The following is a 14,724-nucleotide window of genomic DNA, read 5'->3' on the forward strand; positions in this document are numbered from 1 at the left end:
GCCTGAACGTACAAGGGGAGGCATGTTTTCGCCGCGCTTGTTCAACAGCTACTTTCTAGGCGGCTTCGAATGCGCGACGCACCGACGCCGAGACGGGCGTCGGCTCGATCTCCTGGCGGCCACTCAGCACGATTTATACGCAGCGGCGGATTACGAGCGACTGCGCAAACATGGTATCATGACGGTCCGCGAGGGCCTGCGCTGGCACATGATCGAGCGATCTGCAGGCCACTACGACTGGTCGAGCTTTCTGCCGATGCTGCGCGCGGCGAGAGCTGCGGGTGTGCAGGTGATCTGGGATTTGTGCCACTATGGCTGGCCCGACGACATCGAGATCTGGGACTCTGCGTTCATCGACCGCTTTGCGCGTTTTGCCGGGGCCGCGGCTCGACTGATCCGCGACGAAACCGATGCCGTTCCCGTCTACTGCCCGGTGAACGAGATCTCGTTCTGGGCCTGGGCCGGTGGCGATGCCAGAAAGCTGAACCCTTATTGCAGAGGACGAGGGCCGGAGCTGAAACGACAGCTCGTCCGCGCCTCGATCGCCGCCATCGAGGCGGTGTGGGAGGTCGACCCACGCGCGCGGATCGTGCATGTTGACCCGATTATCCACGTCACCACCCTTTCGTCTCGAAAGCAGGACAGGATTAGGGCGGAGAACTATCGGCGCGCGCAGTTCGAAGCGTGGGATATGCTTTCCGGCCGGCTTTTCCCGGAACTTGGGGGCAGGCCCGCTTACCTCGACATTCTCGGCGTCAATTTCTACAGCGACAATGAGTGGTTCTATAAAGGCGGCACGATCCCGCTTGGGCATCACCTTTACCGCCCGTTATCCGAGATCCTGGAAGAGACATATCGTCGTTATGACAGTCCGATCTTCGTGGCCGAGACGGGGGCCGAGGGAAGTGCCCGTTCGGCTTGGCTTCATTATGTCGCCAGCGAAGTCCGCGCGGCCATCGCCATCGGGGTCCCCATGGAAGGTATCTGCCTTTACCCGATCCTGGACTACCCAGGGTGGGACAATGATCGACCGTGCAACGTCGGCCTCTACGGTGCGGTCGACGCGCGGCGCGACCGGCCGATATGCCAAGCTCTCGCTGATGAGCTGGAACGGCAGCAAGTAATCTTTGGAGCCCTGCTTCAGGAGGATCCGGAGCGGGATTCACTTGTCGGAGAAGGACCCTTAGGGCGTCGCACCGCGATGTAAGCCGAATCGCCACCACAGCCCCCCAGCTTCCCGCATCGATGCGCGACAAAGAAGCATATCTGCAAAGCCCGAGCCGCTTCCTGGCGCGATACGTCCGCGGGAGGGCTGCGGCTTTTGGCGGCTTGCTGGCGCTCGTCGTCGGCGCATCGGCGTGCGCCGTCATCGTTCAGTATTGCATGAAGCTGCTGGTCGATTCGATGGCGGCGCCGGAGAGGGACATGAGCGCCGTCTGGGGGGCGCTCGGCCTGTTCATCGGGCTGATCGCCACGGAGAACATTCTGTGGCGCTTCAGCGGCTGGCTCGCCTGTCGGACCACCATCGGTGTCGGCGTGGATACGCGGCTCGACCTCTTCGAATATCTTTCCGGCCACCCAATGCGCTATTTCACCGGCCAGTTCGCAGGGTCGCTGGGGAGCCGGATCACGGCAACGGCCGGCAACATCGGCGCGCTGACGAACACTTTCGTCTGGAACATCGTTCCGCCCTGCACGGACTTCATCGGCGCGGTCATCATCTTCACCACCGTCGACTGGCGCATGGCCGCTGCGCTCACGGGCTTCGTCGCGCTTCTGGCCGGAGGGCTTGTTCTCCTCGGCATCCGGGGTCGCCCACTGCATCAAGCCTACGCCGAGCGGGCCAATATCGTCGGAGGCGAGCTGGTCGATGTGATTGCGAACGTCTGGGCGGTGAAGGCGTTCTCCGCTCGCGTGAGGGAGCGCGAGAGGCTGGCGCACAAGTTCGGCTTTGAAGCGCTGTCTCAGCGGCGGAGCTGGATGTATCTGGAAAAGATACGGGTGCTCCACGATCTCGCCTTGTGGGTCATGGCGAGCGCCATGCTCATCTGGGCTATTCGTCTCTGGAGTTCGGGGGATATCACGCCCGGTGACGTGGTCGTGGTCAGCGCCCTGACGTTCCGGATCCTGCACGGCTCACGGGATCTTGCCCTCGCCTTGATCGGCACCGCCCAGCAGTTCGGCTTCATTGCCGAAACCTTGCGAATTATCGGGCAGCCGCATGAAGTAGCCGACAATCCTGGTGCTGGGCAGATCGTGAACCGGGGCGGCTCGATAGACTTCGAGCATGTGCGCTTCGGCTACCGGCGCGACCAGCCGGTGTTCGACGATTTCACATTGCATATTCCTGCCGGCCAGAAGATCGGGATCGTGGGCTCCTCCGGGGCCGGGAAATCGACCATGGCAGGCCTGCTTCAGCGACTGTACGACGTTCAAAGCGGCCGGATCCTGATCGACGGCCAACCGCTCACCAACATCACGCAAGACAGCTTAAGGGCGATGATTGCCGTCGTGCCTCAGGAGGTCTCGCTCTTTCACCGGTCGATAAAGGAGAACATCCGCTATGCTCGGCCGACAGCGTCGGACGGGGAGGTGATCGCCGCCGCACGGGCCGCTCAATGCGAAGAGTTCATCCAAAACCTGCCTGATGGCTATGAAACGCTCGTCGGCGAACGTGGACTCGAACTCTCGGGCGGTCAGCGACAACGGGTCGGCATCGCTCGTGCGCTCTTGAAGGATGCCCCGATCATCATCCTGGACGAGGCGACGTCCGCGCTCGACAGCGAGCTGGAAATGGAGGTCCAGCGCGCGTGCGCCGAGGCGTTGGGCGATCGCACAGTGATCGCAATCGCTCATCGGCTTTCCACATTGACGGCTTTCGAACGCGTGATCGTTCTGGTCGACGGGCGCGTTGTCGAGGACGGGAGCCCCTGGGAGCTACGACGGCGAAGCGGGGTCTTCGAAAAGCTCTGGCGGATGCAAGTGGACGACGTCTCGCTCGACAGTGCCCGCAGGACGGGAACAGGAACGCTCCGGGTGTAGCTGTCCGTTGTCGGCGCCGCTCCGCAACGATGATATCCGCCAAAGCTGCCCCTAGCTGTCCGTGCGTTCCTCGCCCTTCAGTTCGAGCTTACCTGACTTGGTGGGAATCCCGGATCGAGCGATGCCGGATCGATGCGAGTGGCCCTGCTGAGGACGGGGATCAGCTCGTCACTGGTTCCGCCCCTCACGGGGTTCACATACTCCCAGACGATCGTGCCGTCGGGCGTGACCTCGAAGATGCGGCCGCCGTCGGACTCGGTGATGAGCGTGTTGCCGTTAGGCAGTCGATCCTGACCCGAGCGAACGATGCTCTCGAACGGGTGCTGCGCGTCACCCGCATAACTCCACGTGATCTGAAGCGTCTCGGGGTCAAACTCGATGACGCGCGACTCTCCGCCGTCGTCATAATGTCCGGCATTGTCGAACAGGAGGATATTGCCGTTCGGTAGCACGTCCGGATCATGTTGCCCGAGCCACGGCCCGCGCAGAGCCCAGACGATCTCCTCTCGATCGAGGTCGAGAAGGACGATCATGTCGAGTTCGCGGAGCGACAGGAGAACCTGCCCCTGCGTGGCGAAGGGCATGTTCGCCGCCGCTTCCGCACCGATCAGATCGACCGCGTTGGCATGGGTGAAGTCGCCGGTTCGGGACTCGCCCGTCGCATACCAGGGCACCCTGATCAGCAACCTTCCATACGGCGACTTGACCAAGGCATCGAGCACCGACACCTTCTTCAACTCTTCGCCGTCCGGTGAGAGAAGTACGACATAATCGTCGACCCGCGGCGGCGCCATGTGTTTTGCAGTCTCGATTTCATCGAAGCGAGTCTCGTGCGTGAGCAGATAGATCGTGCCGTCCTCGGCGACATCGAGATCGTGGTGCGCCCGCGCCAGATATTTCCAGACAACCTGGGAATCCTTATCCATCTTCACGAGACCGTAGCCCCAGGGCGTATCGCCGATGCCGACATAGATCGCCAGCAGATCGCCGTTCGGGTAGAGATAGACATCGTCCCACATCACGAAGGAATCCGGCCACGGATCCTTTACCGCCGCCGTATCATCCCATACGGCGCTGAACGGCAGATGCCACTCATGGACGACCTCGCCCTCCATCGAGATCAGGAAAGCCCGCTGGTCGTGACTCGAGGCATATAGGGTGAGCCCGTTCTGCGCCCGCGTCCTCTCATAGATCGTGCTGCCACGCTTGGTCGTGCGCGCGGGCGCATAGAGATCGGTCGCTTGTGCCTCCGCAAATTGGGTTTTCTGCACATACAGAGCGCGGCCGGCATGGTAGGCATTGTTGAGCTGCTCATAGGGAAAGATCCGGGCGAGAATCACGAAAGACCCACCCAAGAACGCCAGGAAGCCGATCGCCATCATGAAGATGATCGAGAATATTCTGTTCAGCACGGCTTCCATCTGTTTTCCCCAACAGCCAGGATACGCGCGCCTGAATTGCCGGCATCCGATTGGTACAGCACTCCAGGCCGGCATGTAGCCGGCACTGAGCTACCGGATTTGCCTGCAGTGGCGGCGCCGGCCACTGGCGCCTGGCCGATGAGACGTTCGACTCCGAGTAGGTCGGCCGGTTCAGCACAACGACATACTCATCCGTTGATCGCGGCATCATCCGTAAGCGAGCATTTGAGTAATGCTGGGCCGCCCCTAGTGGTTCCGGCGTCGTTGCCGGTCCGGTTCGAACTCTGCCGCACTGCCGACGGCGAGTGCTCGACCGTCGAATGGCAGAGGGCCGGCACGCCCTGCGGGGCGGCCGGCCCTCCAGATCGGCGATCAGCCGCTTGCGTTACGCCGCGTCGAGATCGAGCGCGACGAACTGCGAGTTGCCCTGCCGGTTGATCAGCAGCAGCACGGCATGCTCCGCCGCCTGCGCCGCCTCTTCGACCTCGGCGGGCGTCGAGACGGCGTTCTGGGACACCTTCTCGATCACGTCGCCTGGACGCAGGCCCTTCTCCGCCGCCGGACCGCCGGCTTCGACATCGACGACCACGACGCCTTCGACCTCGCTCGGGATCCCGAACTGCCGCTTCAGCTCCGGCGTCAGCGTCGCCAGGGTCGCGCCGAGCGCTTCCGACTGGCCGGAGCTTTCGCCGGTCGGCTCCGGTTGCGCGGCGGCGACCTGCTCCGGCTGCAGCTTGCCGATCTCGACCTCGACGGTCTGCTTCACGCCATCGCGCCAGATCGTGAGTTCCGCCTTCTTACCGGCGGGCGTGGTGGCGACCAGCAGCGGCAGCTCGCGCATCTTCTCGACCTCGGTACCGGCGAAGTCGAGGATCACGTCGCCCTGCCGAAGCTCGGCACGCGCGGCGGGGCTGTCGGGCTGAACGCTGGCGACCAGCGCGCCGACCGGCTCGTCGAGACCGAGCGCCGCAGCGATCTCCGGCGTCACCGGCTGAATCTGCACGCCGAGCCAGCCGCGATCGACGCTGCCGTCCTCGCGAAGCTGCGCAATGATCGGCTCGGCAAGCTTCGAGGGAATGGCGAAGCCGATACCCACGCTGCCGCCGTTGGGCGACGCGATCGCGGTGTTGATGCCGATCACCTCGCCCTCGGTGTTGAAGGTCGGCCCGCCGGAGTTACCCTGGTTGATCGCGGCGTCGATCTGCAGGAAATCGTCATAGGGCCCAGCATTGATGTAGCGGCCGTGGGCGGAGACGATGCCCGTAGTCACGCTGCCGCCGAGACCGAAGGGATTACCGACGGCGAGCACCCAATCGCCGACCCGGATGGCGTCGGAATCGCCGAACTCGACAGAGGGCAGCGGCTCATCGGCCTCGATCTTCAGCAACGCCAGATCGGTCTTCGGATCCGTGCCGACCAGTTCGGCCGGATATTCCTCGCCACCGGTGAGCGTAACCTTGATCTCGGATGCGTCGGCAATGACGTGATTGTTGGTCACGACATAGCCCTCCGGGTCGATGATGAATCCGGACCCGAGCGCCACGCGATCGGGCATTTGCCGCGGCGCGCCGTCACGGGGACCGAATCGGTCCTGGAACTGGCGGAAGAACTCTTCGAAGGGAGATCCCTCCGGGAATTCGAACGGCAGGCCCGGCTGCATTTGCCGCCCGGCCACCTCGGCGGTATGTTTCGAGGAGATATTGACGACGGCCGGGGTCACCTCCTCGGCCAAGTCGGCGAAGCTGCCGGGCGCGGTCTCGGCCTGGGCGGGCACCGCCATAGTCAACATGGGCGTGGCCAGCAACGCCGCGCCGGCGATTGCGCCCACGAACGTTCTGGACATCGCCGAACGTTCGGAATAGAGGCGTTTAACGCAGTGCATCTGCCTTTCTCCGTAGCTGTTGGTCGTAAGGCGTTCGCCTTTCGAGTCCGCCCATAGATGGGGGCCGGACATAAAATCCCCCTTGCCGGCACATTAAATCCTTGTAAGCAACGAGTCTTAACTCCAGCTAAGCGGCGTCGATCAAGCTCCGGCGGGAGCAAGGCGACGCCCCCATTCCACCAATCATCAAGCCACGCCCTTGTTCACCGAGCCTTACATTCTTCTCCTCGCCTGCCTCGGGGTGACGATCCTGGCCGTTGCGTGGTTGCCGCTTCTGCTGCGCGACCTTCCGCTGTCCCTGCCGATGGCCTGCGTCGCGTTCGGCTTCCTGATGTTCAGCCTCCCGGACATCGACGAGCCGCTGCCATTCCGCTATCCGGAAGTCACGGAGCGTCTGACGGAACTGGTCGTACTCATCGCCCTGATGGGCGCCGGCTTGAAGCTTGACAGACCGATCGGCTGGCGGCGCTGGCGCATCACTTGGCGTCTGCTCGCGATCACGATGCCGCTGTCGATCCTCGGTATCGCAGTCCTCGGCTGGGGGATCCTCGGGCTGAGCGTGGCAGCGGCGGTGCTGCTCGGCGCCGTTCTCGCGCCGACCGACCCAGTGCTCGCAGCCGACGTTCAAGTCGGGCCGCCGCACAGCGGCGAAGAGGACGAGATCCGCTTCAGCCTGACATCGGAAGCCGGGCTCAATGACGGCCTCGCATTTCCCTTTACCAATCTCGCGATCGCGATAGCGATTCACGGCGCCCTTCCCGGCAAATGGACCGCGGAGTGGCTTGTTTACGACGTGCTGTGGAAATGCGGAGTTGGAGTCGGAGTCGGGCTGCTGGTCGGATATGTTCTCGGCTTCCTCGTATTCCGGCTCCCGACGCACAGCCGGCTTGCCCGGACCGGCGACGGATTCGTGGCCCTGGGCATCACGCTTCTGTCCTACGGGCTGACGGAGATCGTCCACGGCTATGGTTTCCTCGCCGTGTTCGTCACCGCGCTCGCGCTGCGACACCAGGAACGACAGCACGCCTATCACGACAAGCTGCACGATTTCGCGGAACAGACGGAGCGGCTGCTGATGATGGTGCTCCTGGTGCTGTTCGGCGGTGCACTGGCCAGCGGACTTTTGGCGCCGCTGACCTGGAATGCCGCCATCGCGGGCCTTCTTTTCCTCATCCTCGTTCGCCCTCTGACCGGAATGATCGGCCTTATCGGCATCCGCGCGCCCATAGAAGAGCGGTTGGCGATCAGCTTCTTCGGAATCCGCGGAATCGGCTCCTTCTATTATCTGGCGTTCGCCGTCAATCAGGCGGAGTTCTCGGACGCTCAGATCCTATGGGCGACGATCGGCTTCGTCGTGCTGATATCGATCTTCGTGCATGGTATCAGTGTCACGCCGGCCATGACCTATTGCGATCACTGCCGAAACAGGAGACAAGGCGCCAGGCTTCGGAGTGGCGGCAAGCTGGACGATAATGCGTAAATCGAACTGGATCGATCTTCTGCGCGAAGGGCGCGCCGTCTATACCGTGATCCTGGTGCTCGGCATCGGGCTGCATGCGATCGACGTGTTCATCATCGCCACGGTGATGCCGGCCGTGGTTGCCGACATCGGCGGCGACGCGTTCTATGCCTGGTCGACGATGCTCTACATGATCGCGTCGATCATCGGCGCAGCCAGCGGGGGACCGTTGAAGGCGGCGCTCGGCGCGCGGAAGGGCTACAGCCTGGCCGGCCTGCTCTTCCTCGCCGGCACCGTCGGCTGCGCGATCAGCCCGACCATGCCGATCCTGCTCATCGCGCGCGTCGTTCAGGGGTTCGGCGGCGGCCTCCTGATCGCCCAGTCGATGGCACTGGTCCGCGAACTCTATCCGCAGGAGTTGCGCACCCGCGTTCTCGCGCTGATCTCCGGCATCTGGGGCGTCGCCGCGCTGATCGGGCCGCTGTTCGGCGGCGGCTTCGCCGAGCTCGGCTGGTGGCGCGGCGCCTTCTGGGCAGGCGCGCCCATCATCCTGATGTTCGTCGGCCTCGCCTGGTGGTCCCTGCCGGCATCGGCGCCGGCCGCATCGATCCCTCGATTCCCGATCCGCCGGCTCGTTCTGCTGGGCGCCGGCGTGCTCTGCGTCGGAGTCACCAGCACCATCGAGCAGCCGGCCCTGCAGATCGGCCTGCTGATCGCCGCCGTGGCAATGGTCGGCAAGACCTTCCGGCTCGACGCCGGCTCGGCCAACCCGCTGTTCCCGTCGAACCCGCTGTCGGTCCGCTCGCCGGTCGGAACCGGCTATTGGATCTTCTTTCTGCTGTCGATCACCCACACGGCGATCGGCATCTTCCTGCCCCTGGTCCTTCAGGTCCTGCATGGCGCGACGCCGCTGGTGGCGGGATATTTCAACGGCGTGCTGGCCCTGAGCTGGACGGCGGCGGCATTCCTGACATCCGGCTGGCGCGGCCGTGGCGAGGCGGCGGCGCTCGTCGGCGGCCCCTGCCTCGCCGTCTGCGGCCTCGTCGGGCTAGCCATCGGCGTGACCGACGCGTCGCTCACGGTCATTGCCCTGCTGGTGGCGATGCTCGGGCTGGGCATCGGCATGTGCAACCTGCATCTCACCGCCTCGACCATGGCGCTGGCGGCGCCCGGCGAGGAGAGCCTTACCGCCTCGTCCATCCCGACCATGCGTGCGCTGGGAATCGCCTTCGGCTCTGCCATTGCCGGCCTGGTCGCGAACTCGGCCGGTCTGGCGCGCGGCATCTCGCCCGAAACAGTCGCCAGCGCGATCACCTGGGTCAACGCCACGACCGCGCTGGCGCCCGCCGCCGCGGTCCTGCTGGCGCTGCGCCTCGTCAGGCTTAGCCGCCACAGGGCCGCGGCGCCGCTGCCCGCCGTCGAGCCTCGGCCATCCGGCGACGGTTCTTCACTCTGACGGGCGCAGGCGCAAGCTCCAGTCGCGGAGCGACGTCAACAGCCTGCCGATCATCTCCCGCGTCTTCTCGTCAGTCAGCCGCCCCTGGTCGTCGAACTTCGTCGGCGCGGCCGCGATCATCACCTCCGGTTTGTTCAGGAGGTGGGCGTTCAGAAACACGAACATCTGCCGCAGATGATATTGCGCGCGGGCGGTGCCCAGCATGCCGGGGCTGGCACCCATGATCGCGACCGGCTTGCCGTCGAAGGGCTGCTCGGGCGGGCGCGAGGCCCAGTCGATGGCGTTCTTCAGCACGCCCGGGGCGGAGTAGTTGTATTCAGGCGTCACGATCAACAGGGCGTCGGCCGCCGCGATCTGCTCGCGAAACGCCAGCACGGCGGGCGGCAGGCCTTTCGCCCGGATATCCTCGTTATAGAGCGGGATCGGCGCGATATCGAAGGTCTCGAGCGTCATGCCGTCGGGCAGCAGCTCCCCGGCCGCCCGCAGCGCCGCGGCATTGTAGGAGTTGACGCGCAGGCTCCCGCAGAAGCCGAGAATCTTGACTGGCTGTCGATCGGCCATGACGATACTCCTCCCTCTCTGGATGGTGATGAACTTCGGGAGGAACGCTATGGTTCAGCTACGTGAGACGCAACGGCAAACCCCGAAATGCGCGCATGTCGGCCAAGCCCGCGACGTCACGCCGAGCGCCGAAGGCTGCGAGGACTGTCTCAGAATCGGCGCGACTTGGGTGCATCTGCGGATCTGCATGACCTGCGGCCATGTCGGCTGCTGCGATTCGTCGGAGCACAAGCATGCGACGCAGCACTACCGGGCGACGGACCATCCCATCGTCAAGTCGCATGAGAGGAACGAGCACTGGGCCTGGTGCTATGTCGACGAGATTCTCCTGTAGCCTGGAAAATGTTTTGGCCCCTCTGTCACAATCGCGGCACCCGGCCGTCTGAGGAGTCAAATGCGTTGAAGGGTTGGCTATGACCGATCAGACCGTCGTTTTCGAGCGTCTCCGCCCGCGCCTGCATGGCCTCGCCTACCGGATGCTCGGCGCGCGGGACGAGGCGGAGGATGCGGTGCAAGAGGCGTTCCTGCGCTGGCACCGGGCCGATGCGTCCGAGATTCGCTCGCCCGAGGCGTGGCTCGTCACCGTGGTCACGCGCCTCTGCCTCGACCGGCTGCGCGCGGTAGCTGCCGAGCGCGAGGCCTATATAGGTCCGTGGCTGCCGGAGCCGCTGATCGGCGGCCAGACGGACGCGCCGGACCGGCGCGTTGAGCTCGCCTCCGATCTGTCGATGGCGTTCCTGATCATGCTGGAGCGGCTAGCGCCTGAGGAGCGCGCGGCGTTCCTGCTGCATGATGTGTTCGATTGCGGCTATCCTGATATCGCTCGCGCCCTCGGCAAGAGCGAGGCCGCCTGCCGCCAAATCGTGCATCGCGCCCGCGCGCGGGTTCGCCGCGAAAAGCCACGCTTTGAAGTGAGCGAGGCCGCGCACCGGCGCCTGCTGGAGCAATATGTCGCCGCCCTCCGCACCCGTGACGAAGCTAAGCTTCTGGCGCTATTCGCCGAGGATGCGACCCTCATCACCGACGGCGGCGGCAAGATGCGGGCAGCCCTCAATGTCATCCGCGGTGCCGACCGCGTCACTCGGGGCACGCTGGGGGCCATGCGCAAGGTTTCTGGCCAGTTCACCCACGAGATCGCCATGATCAACGGCCAGCTCGGCTTCGTCACCTATGTTGACGGCCGTCTCTACGCTGCCAGTTCGATCGAGACCGACGGGCAACGCATTCTCTCTGTCTTTCGCGTGCTCAACCCCGCCAAGCTACGCGGCCTCGCCGCTTCCGATACAGCCCCTGCCACGTGCGAACCGCAGGAAGCGGCGCACTGATCCGGCTCAGGCCTTCGTGGCCGTCGCGATATGCGCGGGAGAGTGGAACGCCACCGTGCCGTCGGGCTGGATGTAGCGGCTTAGCTCCCTCTCCGCTTCGCGCAGCAACGTCCGGTACTGTGCGTCGTCGATCAGGTCGGCAAGGGTCCACCCTTTTACGTCCACATGCACCCAAGCCTCGATCGAGGGATAGCGGGCCGTGCCGGCCGGTGTCTGGATCGCCCCGTTCGGGATGTCAGCTTGGATGAAAAGGGAACGCAAGGCGTCCGGATCCCCCAGAATGAATGGTGCCCGCAGTTCGTTCGCAATGCGGTCCCCGAACAGCCGCTGCAGCAGCGCCACCATCGCGGCATAGCCCGGCGTGTCGTCGAGTGGACCCCAGACCGCGACCGCCAACCGCCCCCCAGGCCGCAGCACGCGCCACATCTCCCGCAGTGCCGCGACCCGATCCTCGAAGAACATCAGGCCGAACTGGCTGACGACAGTGTCGAACGTGTGATCCGCGAAGGGGAGCAATTCGGCCCGCCCCAGCCGCCATTCGATGCTGGGCGCAACGCGGCGAGCCACCACGAGCATGTCTTCGTTGCGGTCCAGGCCGGTGACGGATCCGTCGGTTTCCGCGCGCCTCGCCGCTTCGCGGGCAAGCACGCCCGTCCCGCAGGCGACGTCAAGCACGGTCTGACCGGGCCAGATCTGCGCCGCATCCGCCACGCGCGGCGCCCATTCCTGGAACAGCGCCGGCACGAAGAATTCGTCGTAGATTTCCGCTGCGCTGCGCGTCACTTGGCCCTTGAGGGTATCGTCCATCTGCAGGTCCTCCCTGATGGTCCCTGCGCCCCGGCCGATTCATAAAAATATGACGATCATCATATTATATAGACCGGTTGGCATATTTTCGTCAAGCCTGCTAATGAGGACTATGGCCAAGGACACGCGCCTTCGCATGATCGAGACTACCGCCCGGTTGCTGCAGCACCGCGGCTATCACGGCACCTCGCTCAACGACATTCTCCAGGAAAGCGGCGCGCCGCGCGGTTCGCTGTACTTCCACTTTCCCGGCGGCAAGGACCAGCTCGTGATCGAGGCTACGCGCGCGGCGGTGGACGAGGCCACCGAGGCACTGCGTGAAGCGCTGGTAAATGCGAAGACCCCGGCGCAGGGAGTGCGCGCCTATGCCGAGACGGCCGCGGACATCATGCGCGAGACCGACTATACCTTCGGCTGTCCGGTGGCTCCCGTGATCCTGGACGCCACGGCTGGCCTTACCGAGCTCGCTGATCTGTGCCGGCAGGCATTAGAGGATTGGAGCGAGCTGCTACGGAAATCCTTTGTCGAGGCCGGCATCCCGAAGCGGCGCGCGGACGCCTTGGCCCTGCTCGTCATTTCCTCGATCGAGGGTGCGTTGGTGATCACCCGCGCCTATCGGGATTGCAGGTCCCTGACGACGACAGCCGCCGAACTGGAAGCGGCCGTGGCGGCGGCACTACCGCAGCAGCGCGTCACATAGGCAGCAGCGCGCAGGCAGCGGACGACTGACCCGCGATTTTTGGAACCCTCCTGTCACGGATACCTGTCTCCGTCCGTCTTATGACCGGAGCCCCGGAGTGGGCGTGTTCAAAGTTCAGGAGACATATCATGCAGGCCAGACTCGACCCTTTCCATGCAGCCCCGGAAGCCATGAAGGCGATGCGGGCGCTCAACGCCTATGTGACCGGCTGCGGGTTGGAGCCGTCGCTATTCGAATTGGTCAAGATTCGCGCTTCTCAGATCAACGGCTGCGCCTATTGCATCCACATGCATACTCGGGACGCGCGGGCGCAGGGCGAGAGCGAGGAGCGGCTCTATCTGCTCGACGCCTGGCGCGAATCGCCGCTCTACAGCGACCGCGAGCGCGCGGCTCTCGCCTGGACCGAGGCGCTGACGCTGATCGCGGAGACGCATGTCCCCGACGCCGTTTACGAGCAGGTCCGCCGCCAGTTCACGGAGGAGGAGATCGTGAATCTGACGGTCGCGGTAAGCCTGATCAATGGCTGGAACCGGGTCGCGGTCAGCTTCCGCTCCGTCCACCCGGTCGACGCCGCGCAATCGGCATGATCGGGCAGGGAGATCAGACCATGATTCGCTTTATGCGTTCGCTCACGCGGGCCTTTGTCCTGACGGCGCTCGTTGCCACCGTCCCGGGAATTGCCCGGGCGCAGGATTCGGAGGCTGCCATAAGCGGCGTCACCCAGAGCCCGCTTGCCGCTGAGAGCCTATCCGAGATTCCCGGCAAGAAGCTGACCGCTGTCATCGTCGAGTTCGCCCCGGGCGCAAAATCGAAGCCCCACCGGCATGGCGGCTTCATCTTCGCCTATGTCCTGTCGGGCGCAATCCGTTCCCAGCTCACCGGCGGCGCCACCGCCGTCTACGAAGCCGGCGAGCACTTCATCGAGCCAGCCGGCAGCGAGCATCTCGTGTCGGAGAATACCAGCAGCACCGAGCCCGCGCGCCTGCTCGCCATCTCCGTCGGGGACGAGGATGCGGAGCTCACCACCCTGTCCCGCTGACGCCGGGTCCGGACGATGATGGATGCGCCGGCCGGGACTCTGTTCCCGCAGCGGTAGAAGGCCGGCGCAATCCATCAACCGGCCGCAAGCCGCTGGTTCCGGGGCTGCTGAGCCCGCCTCTTGCCTAAATCCGCGCTCTGTTGGATCATTGCTGCCCCTTCCGGAGCATCCCGGTCCCGGGTTTCCGGACTACGCCACCCGACGCTGCCGCAGGGTCGCTCGAACGGCCTCCGGCCCGTGCCAGAAAGGAGGCGCCATGTATGTCCAATCGATACTCGATCGCAAGGGTGCGGAGATTGTGACTACCCGACCCGAGGAGACCATCGCAGCAACGGCTCGCCTGCTCAGCGAGCACCGGATCGGCGCCGTCCTCGTCCTGGATGGCTCCGGACATGTCGCCGGCGTGATCTCGGAACGCGACATCGTGTCCGGGATGGCGAAGCACGGTGCCGGCGTCGCCGCAATGACCGTTGCCGACCTGATGACACGGGATGTGCTACTCTGCCGACCAACCGACACCATCGAGGAAATCACGGCCATCATGACGGCGCGACGCGTGCGTCACCTTCCCGTCCTGGAAGATGACCAGCTGGTCGGCATCGTCAGCATCGGCGATGTCGTCAAGCAACGGCTAGACGAGACGGCGCTGGAGGTGGATTCGCTGCGCCAATATGTGCTGGCCGGCCGATAACCGTCCGCGGCAGGGTATCCTGCGGGAAAAGGATGAGCGAGACAGTCGATTTCCTGTCGATCTGCAGCGAAGGCATGGTTCTGTGCACGCGTGACGGTGGAGAGGCCACTATCACGCGCATCGCGGCGGCCGACGGCACACTGTATGGCGAGGTCAGGATGTTCGGGCCCTGCCGATGGCGGCGCGACGGGATCTACAGCAACTCGCCCTGCGCCGCCGCCGGACCGCTTGACCTCATGCCGCCAGGACCGCCGGATACGCCAGCACGCCAACACAAGCGGGTGAAGATGCAGGACGCGCTCTCCGCCGGGAACCGCCTTTTCTGCTGTGATTAACGCGGG

General features: G+C 64.6%; 15 protein-coding genes. 11 read left to right on the forward strand and 4 right to left on the reverse strand.

The window, feature by feature from the left end:
- The first annotated feature begins 22 nt into the window (after positions 1-22).
- Positions 23-1,207: a beta-glucosidase gene (locus tag DT069_RS03800; RefSeq protein WP_425449984.1), complete on the forward strand. Its 1,185-nt coding sequence runs from the start codon at positions 23-25 to the stop codon at positions 1,205-1,207.
- 38 nt (positions 1,208-1,245) lie between these two features.
- The gene (locus DT069_RS03805) at positions 1,246-3,042 is read left to right on the forward strand and encodes an ABC transporter ATP-binding protein (protein WP_119458957.1); all 1,797 of its coding nucleotides are present in this window, start codon (positions 1,246-1,248) and stop codon (positions 3,040-3,042) included.
- A gap of 77 nt (positions 3,043-3,119) precedes the next feature.
- Here the strand turns inward: DT069_RS03805 and DT069_RS03810 are convergent, their stop codons facing one another.
- Positions 3,120-4,463, reverse strand: a complete 1,344-nt coding sequence (locus tag DT069_RS03810; protein WP_162912966.1) for an arylsulfotransferase family protein — start codon at positions 4,461-4,463, stop codon at positions 3,120-3,122.
- A gap of 385 nt (positions 4,464-4,848) precedes the next feature.
- Positions 4,849-6,306 carry a DegQ family serine endoprotease gene (locus DT069_RS03815; protein ID WP_425449985.1) on the reverse strand — a complete coding sequence of 486 codons (1,458 nt, stop codon included), beginning with the start codon at positions 6,304-6,306 and terminating at the stop codon, positions 4,849-4,851.
- Between the two features lie 238 nt (positions 6,307-6,544).
- On the opposite strand from DT069_RS03815, the gene DT069_RS03820 reads away from it, so the two are divergent.
- The gene (locus DT069_RS03820) at positions 6,545-7,825 is read left to right on the forward strand and encodes a cation:proton antiporter (protein ID WP_119458960.1); all 1,281 of its coding nucleotides are present in this window, start codon (positions 6,545-6,547) and stop codon (positions 7,823-7,825) included.
- Entirely contained in the window at positions 7,818-9,260 is a 1,443-nt protein-coding gene (locus DT069_RS03825; RefSeq protein ID WP_119458961.1) for an MFS transporter, read from the forward strand. Before DT069_RS03820 ends, DT069_RS03825 begins: the two co-directional genes overlap by 8 nt.
- Here the strand turns inward: DT069_RS03825 and DT069_RS03830 are convergent.
- Entirely contained in the window at positions 9,252-9,821 is a 570-nt protein-coding gene (locus DT069_RS03830; protein ID WP_119458962.1) for an NADPH-dependent FMN reductase, read from the reverse strand. The genes DT069_RS03825 and DT069_RS03830 overlap by 9 nt on opposite strands.
- A 49-nt stretch (positions 9,822-9,870) precedes the next feature.
- Here DT069_RS03830 and DT069_RS03835 point away from each other — a divergent pair, with 49 nt between their 5' ends.
- Both DT069_RS03835 and DT069_RS03840 read left to right on the forward strand, forming a co-directional pair.
- Complete coding sequence (locus DT069_RS03835) at positions 9,871-10,155, forward strand: UBP-type zinc finger domain-containing protein (RefSeq protein ID WP_119458963.1); 285 nt, start codon at positions 9,871-9,873, stop codon at positions 10,153-10,155.
- Positions 10,156-10,234: 79 nt separating this feature from the next.
- Positions 10,235-11,146 (forward strand): RNA polymerase sigma-70 factor, encoded by a 912-nt coding sequence (locus DT069_RS03840; protein ID WP_119458964.1) that lies wholly within the window; start codon positions 10,235-10,237, stop codon positions 11,144-11,146.
- Positions 11,147-11,152: 6 nt separating this feature from the next.
- On the opposite strand, the gene DT069_RS03845 is transcribed toward DT069_RS03840, so the two are convergent.
- On the reverse strand, positions 11,153-11,953 hold the full coding sequence (locus tag DT069_RS03845; RefSeq protein WP_119458965.1) for a class I SAM-dependent methyltransferase: 801 nt from the start codon (positions 11,951-11,953) through the stop codon (positions 11,153-11,155).
- 136 nt (positions 11,954-12,089) lie between these two features.
- Here DT069_RS03845 and DT069_RS03850 point away from each other — a divergent pair, with 136 nt between their 5' ends.
- The 5 genes from DT069_RS03850 to DT069_RS03870 all read left to right on the forward strand — a co-directional run bounded on the left by DT069_RS03850 (position 12,090) and on the right by DT069_RS03870 (position 14,718).
- Positions 12,090-12,653 carry a TetR/AcrR family transcriptional regulator gene (locus DT069_RS03850; RefSeq protein WP_425449986.1) on the forward strand — a complete coding sequence of 188 codons (564 nt, stop codon included), beginning with the start codon at positions 12,090-12,092 and terminating at the stop codon, positions 12,651-12,653.
- 128 nt (positions 12,654-12,781) lie between these two features.
- A complete protein-coding gene (locus DT069_RS03855; RefSeq protein ID WP_119458967.1) occupies positions 12,782-13,240 on the forward strand; it encodes a carboxymuconolactone decarboxylase family protein in 459 nt (152 codons plus the stop codon).
- A 20-nt stretch (positions 13,241-13,260) separates the two neighbouring features.
- Positions 13,261-13,692: a cupin domain-containing protein gene (locus DT069_RS03860; RefSeq protein ID WP_425449987.1), complete on the forward strand. Its 432-nt coding sequence runs from the start codon at positions 13,261-13,263 to the stop codon at positions 13,690-13,692.
- Positions 13,693-13,948: 256 nt separating this feature from the next.
- Complete coding sequence (locus DT069_RS03865; RefSeq protein ID WP_119458969.1) at positions 13,949-14,383, forward strand: CBS domain-containing protein; 435 nt, start codon at positions 13,949-13,951, stop codon at positions 14,381-14,383.
- 32 nt (positions 14,384-14,415) lie between these two features.
- On the forward strand, positions 14,416-14,718 hold the full coding sequence (locus DT069_RS03870) for a hypothetical protein (protein WP_119458970.1): 303 nt from the start codon (positions 14,416-14,418) through the stop codon (positions 14,716-14,718).
- The last annotated feature ends 6 nt before the right edge of the window (positions 14,719-14,724 follow it).

The organism is Virgifigura deserti (assembly GCA_003576685.1).
GTDB lineage: Bacteria > Pseudomonadota > Alphaproteobacteria > Dongiales > Dongiaceae > Virgifigura > Virgifigura deserti.

Bases quoted from the DNA above. Each gene is read 5' to 3' on its own strand.
- DT069_RS03800 (WP_425449984.1), top strand. From the start codon at position 23: ATGTTTTCGCCGCGCTTGTTCAACAGCTACTTTCTAGGCGGCTTCGAA.
- DT069_RS03805 (WP_119458957.1), top strand. From the start codon at position 1,246: ATGCGCGACAAAGAAGCATATCTGCAAAGCCCGAGCCGCTTCCTGGCG.
- DT069_RS03810 (WP_162912966.1), bottom strand. From the start codon at position 4,463: ATGGAAGCCGTGCTGAACAGAATATTCTCGATCATCTTCATGATGGCG.
- DT069_RS03815 (WP_425449985.1), bottom strand. From the start codon at position 6,306: ATGTCCAGAACGTTCGTGGGCGCAATCGCCGGCGCGGCGTTGCTGGCC.
- DT069_RS03825 (WP_119458961.1), top strand. From the start codon at position 7,818: ATGCGTAAATCGAACTGGATCGATCTTCTGCGCGAAGGGCGCGCCGTC.
- DT069_RS03830 (WP_119458962.1), bottom strand. From the start codon at position 9,821: ATGGCCGATCGACAGCCAGTCAAGATTCTCGGCTTCTGCGGGAGCCTG.
- DT069_RS03835 (WP_119458963.1), top strand. From the start codon at position 9,871: ATGGTTCAGCTACGTGAGACGCAACGGCAAACCCCGAAATGCGCGCAT.
- DT069_RS03840 (WP_119458964.1), top strand. From the start codon at position 10,235: ATGACCGATCAGACCGTCGTTTTCGAGCGTCTCCGCCCGCGCCTGCAT.
- DT069_RS03845 (WP_119458965.1), bottom strand. From the start codon at position 11,953: ATGGACGATACCCTCAAGGGCCAAGTGACGCGCAGCGCAGCGGAAATC.
- DT069_RS03850 (WP_425449986.1), top strand. From the start codon at position 12,090: ATGATCGAGACTACCGCCCGGTTGCTGCAGCACCGCGGCTATCACGGC.
- DT069_RS03855 (WP_119458967.1), top strand. From the start codon at position 12,782: ATGCAGGCCAGACTCGACCCTTTCCATGCAGCCCCGGAAGCCATGAAG.
- DT069_RS03860 (WP_425449987.1), top strand. From the start codon at position 13,261: ATGATTCGCTTTATGCGTTCGCTCACGCGGGCCTTTGTCCTGACGGCG.
- DT069_RS03865 (WP_119458969.1), top strand. From the start codon at position 13,949: ATGTATGTCCAATCGATACTCGATCGCAAGGGTGCGGAGATTGTGACT.
- DT069_RS03870 (WP_119458970.1), top strand. From the start codon at position 14,416: ATGAGCGAGACAGTCGATTTCCTGTCGATCTGCAGCGAAGGCATGGTT.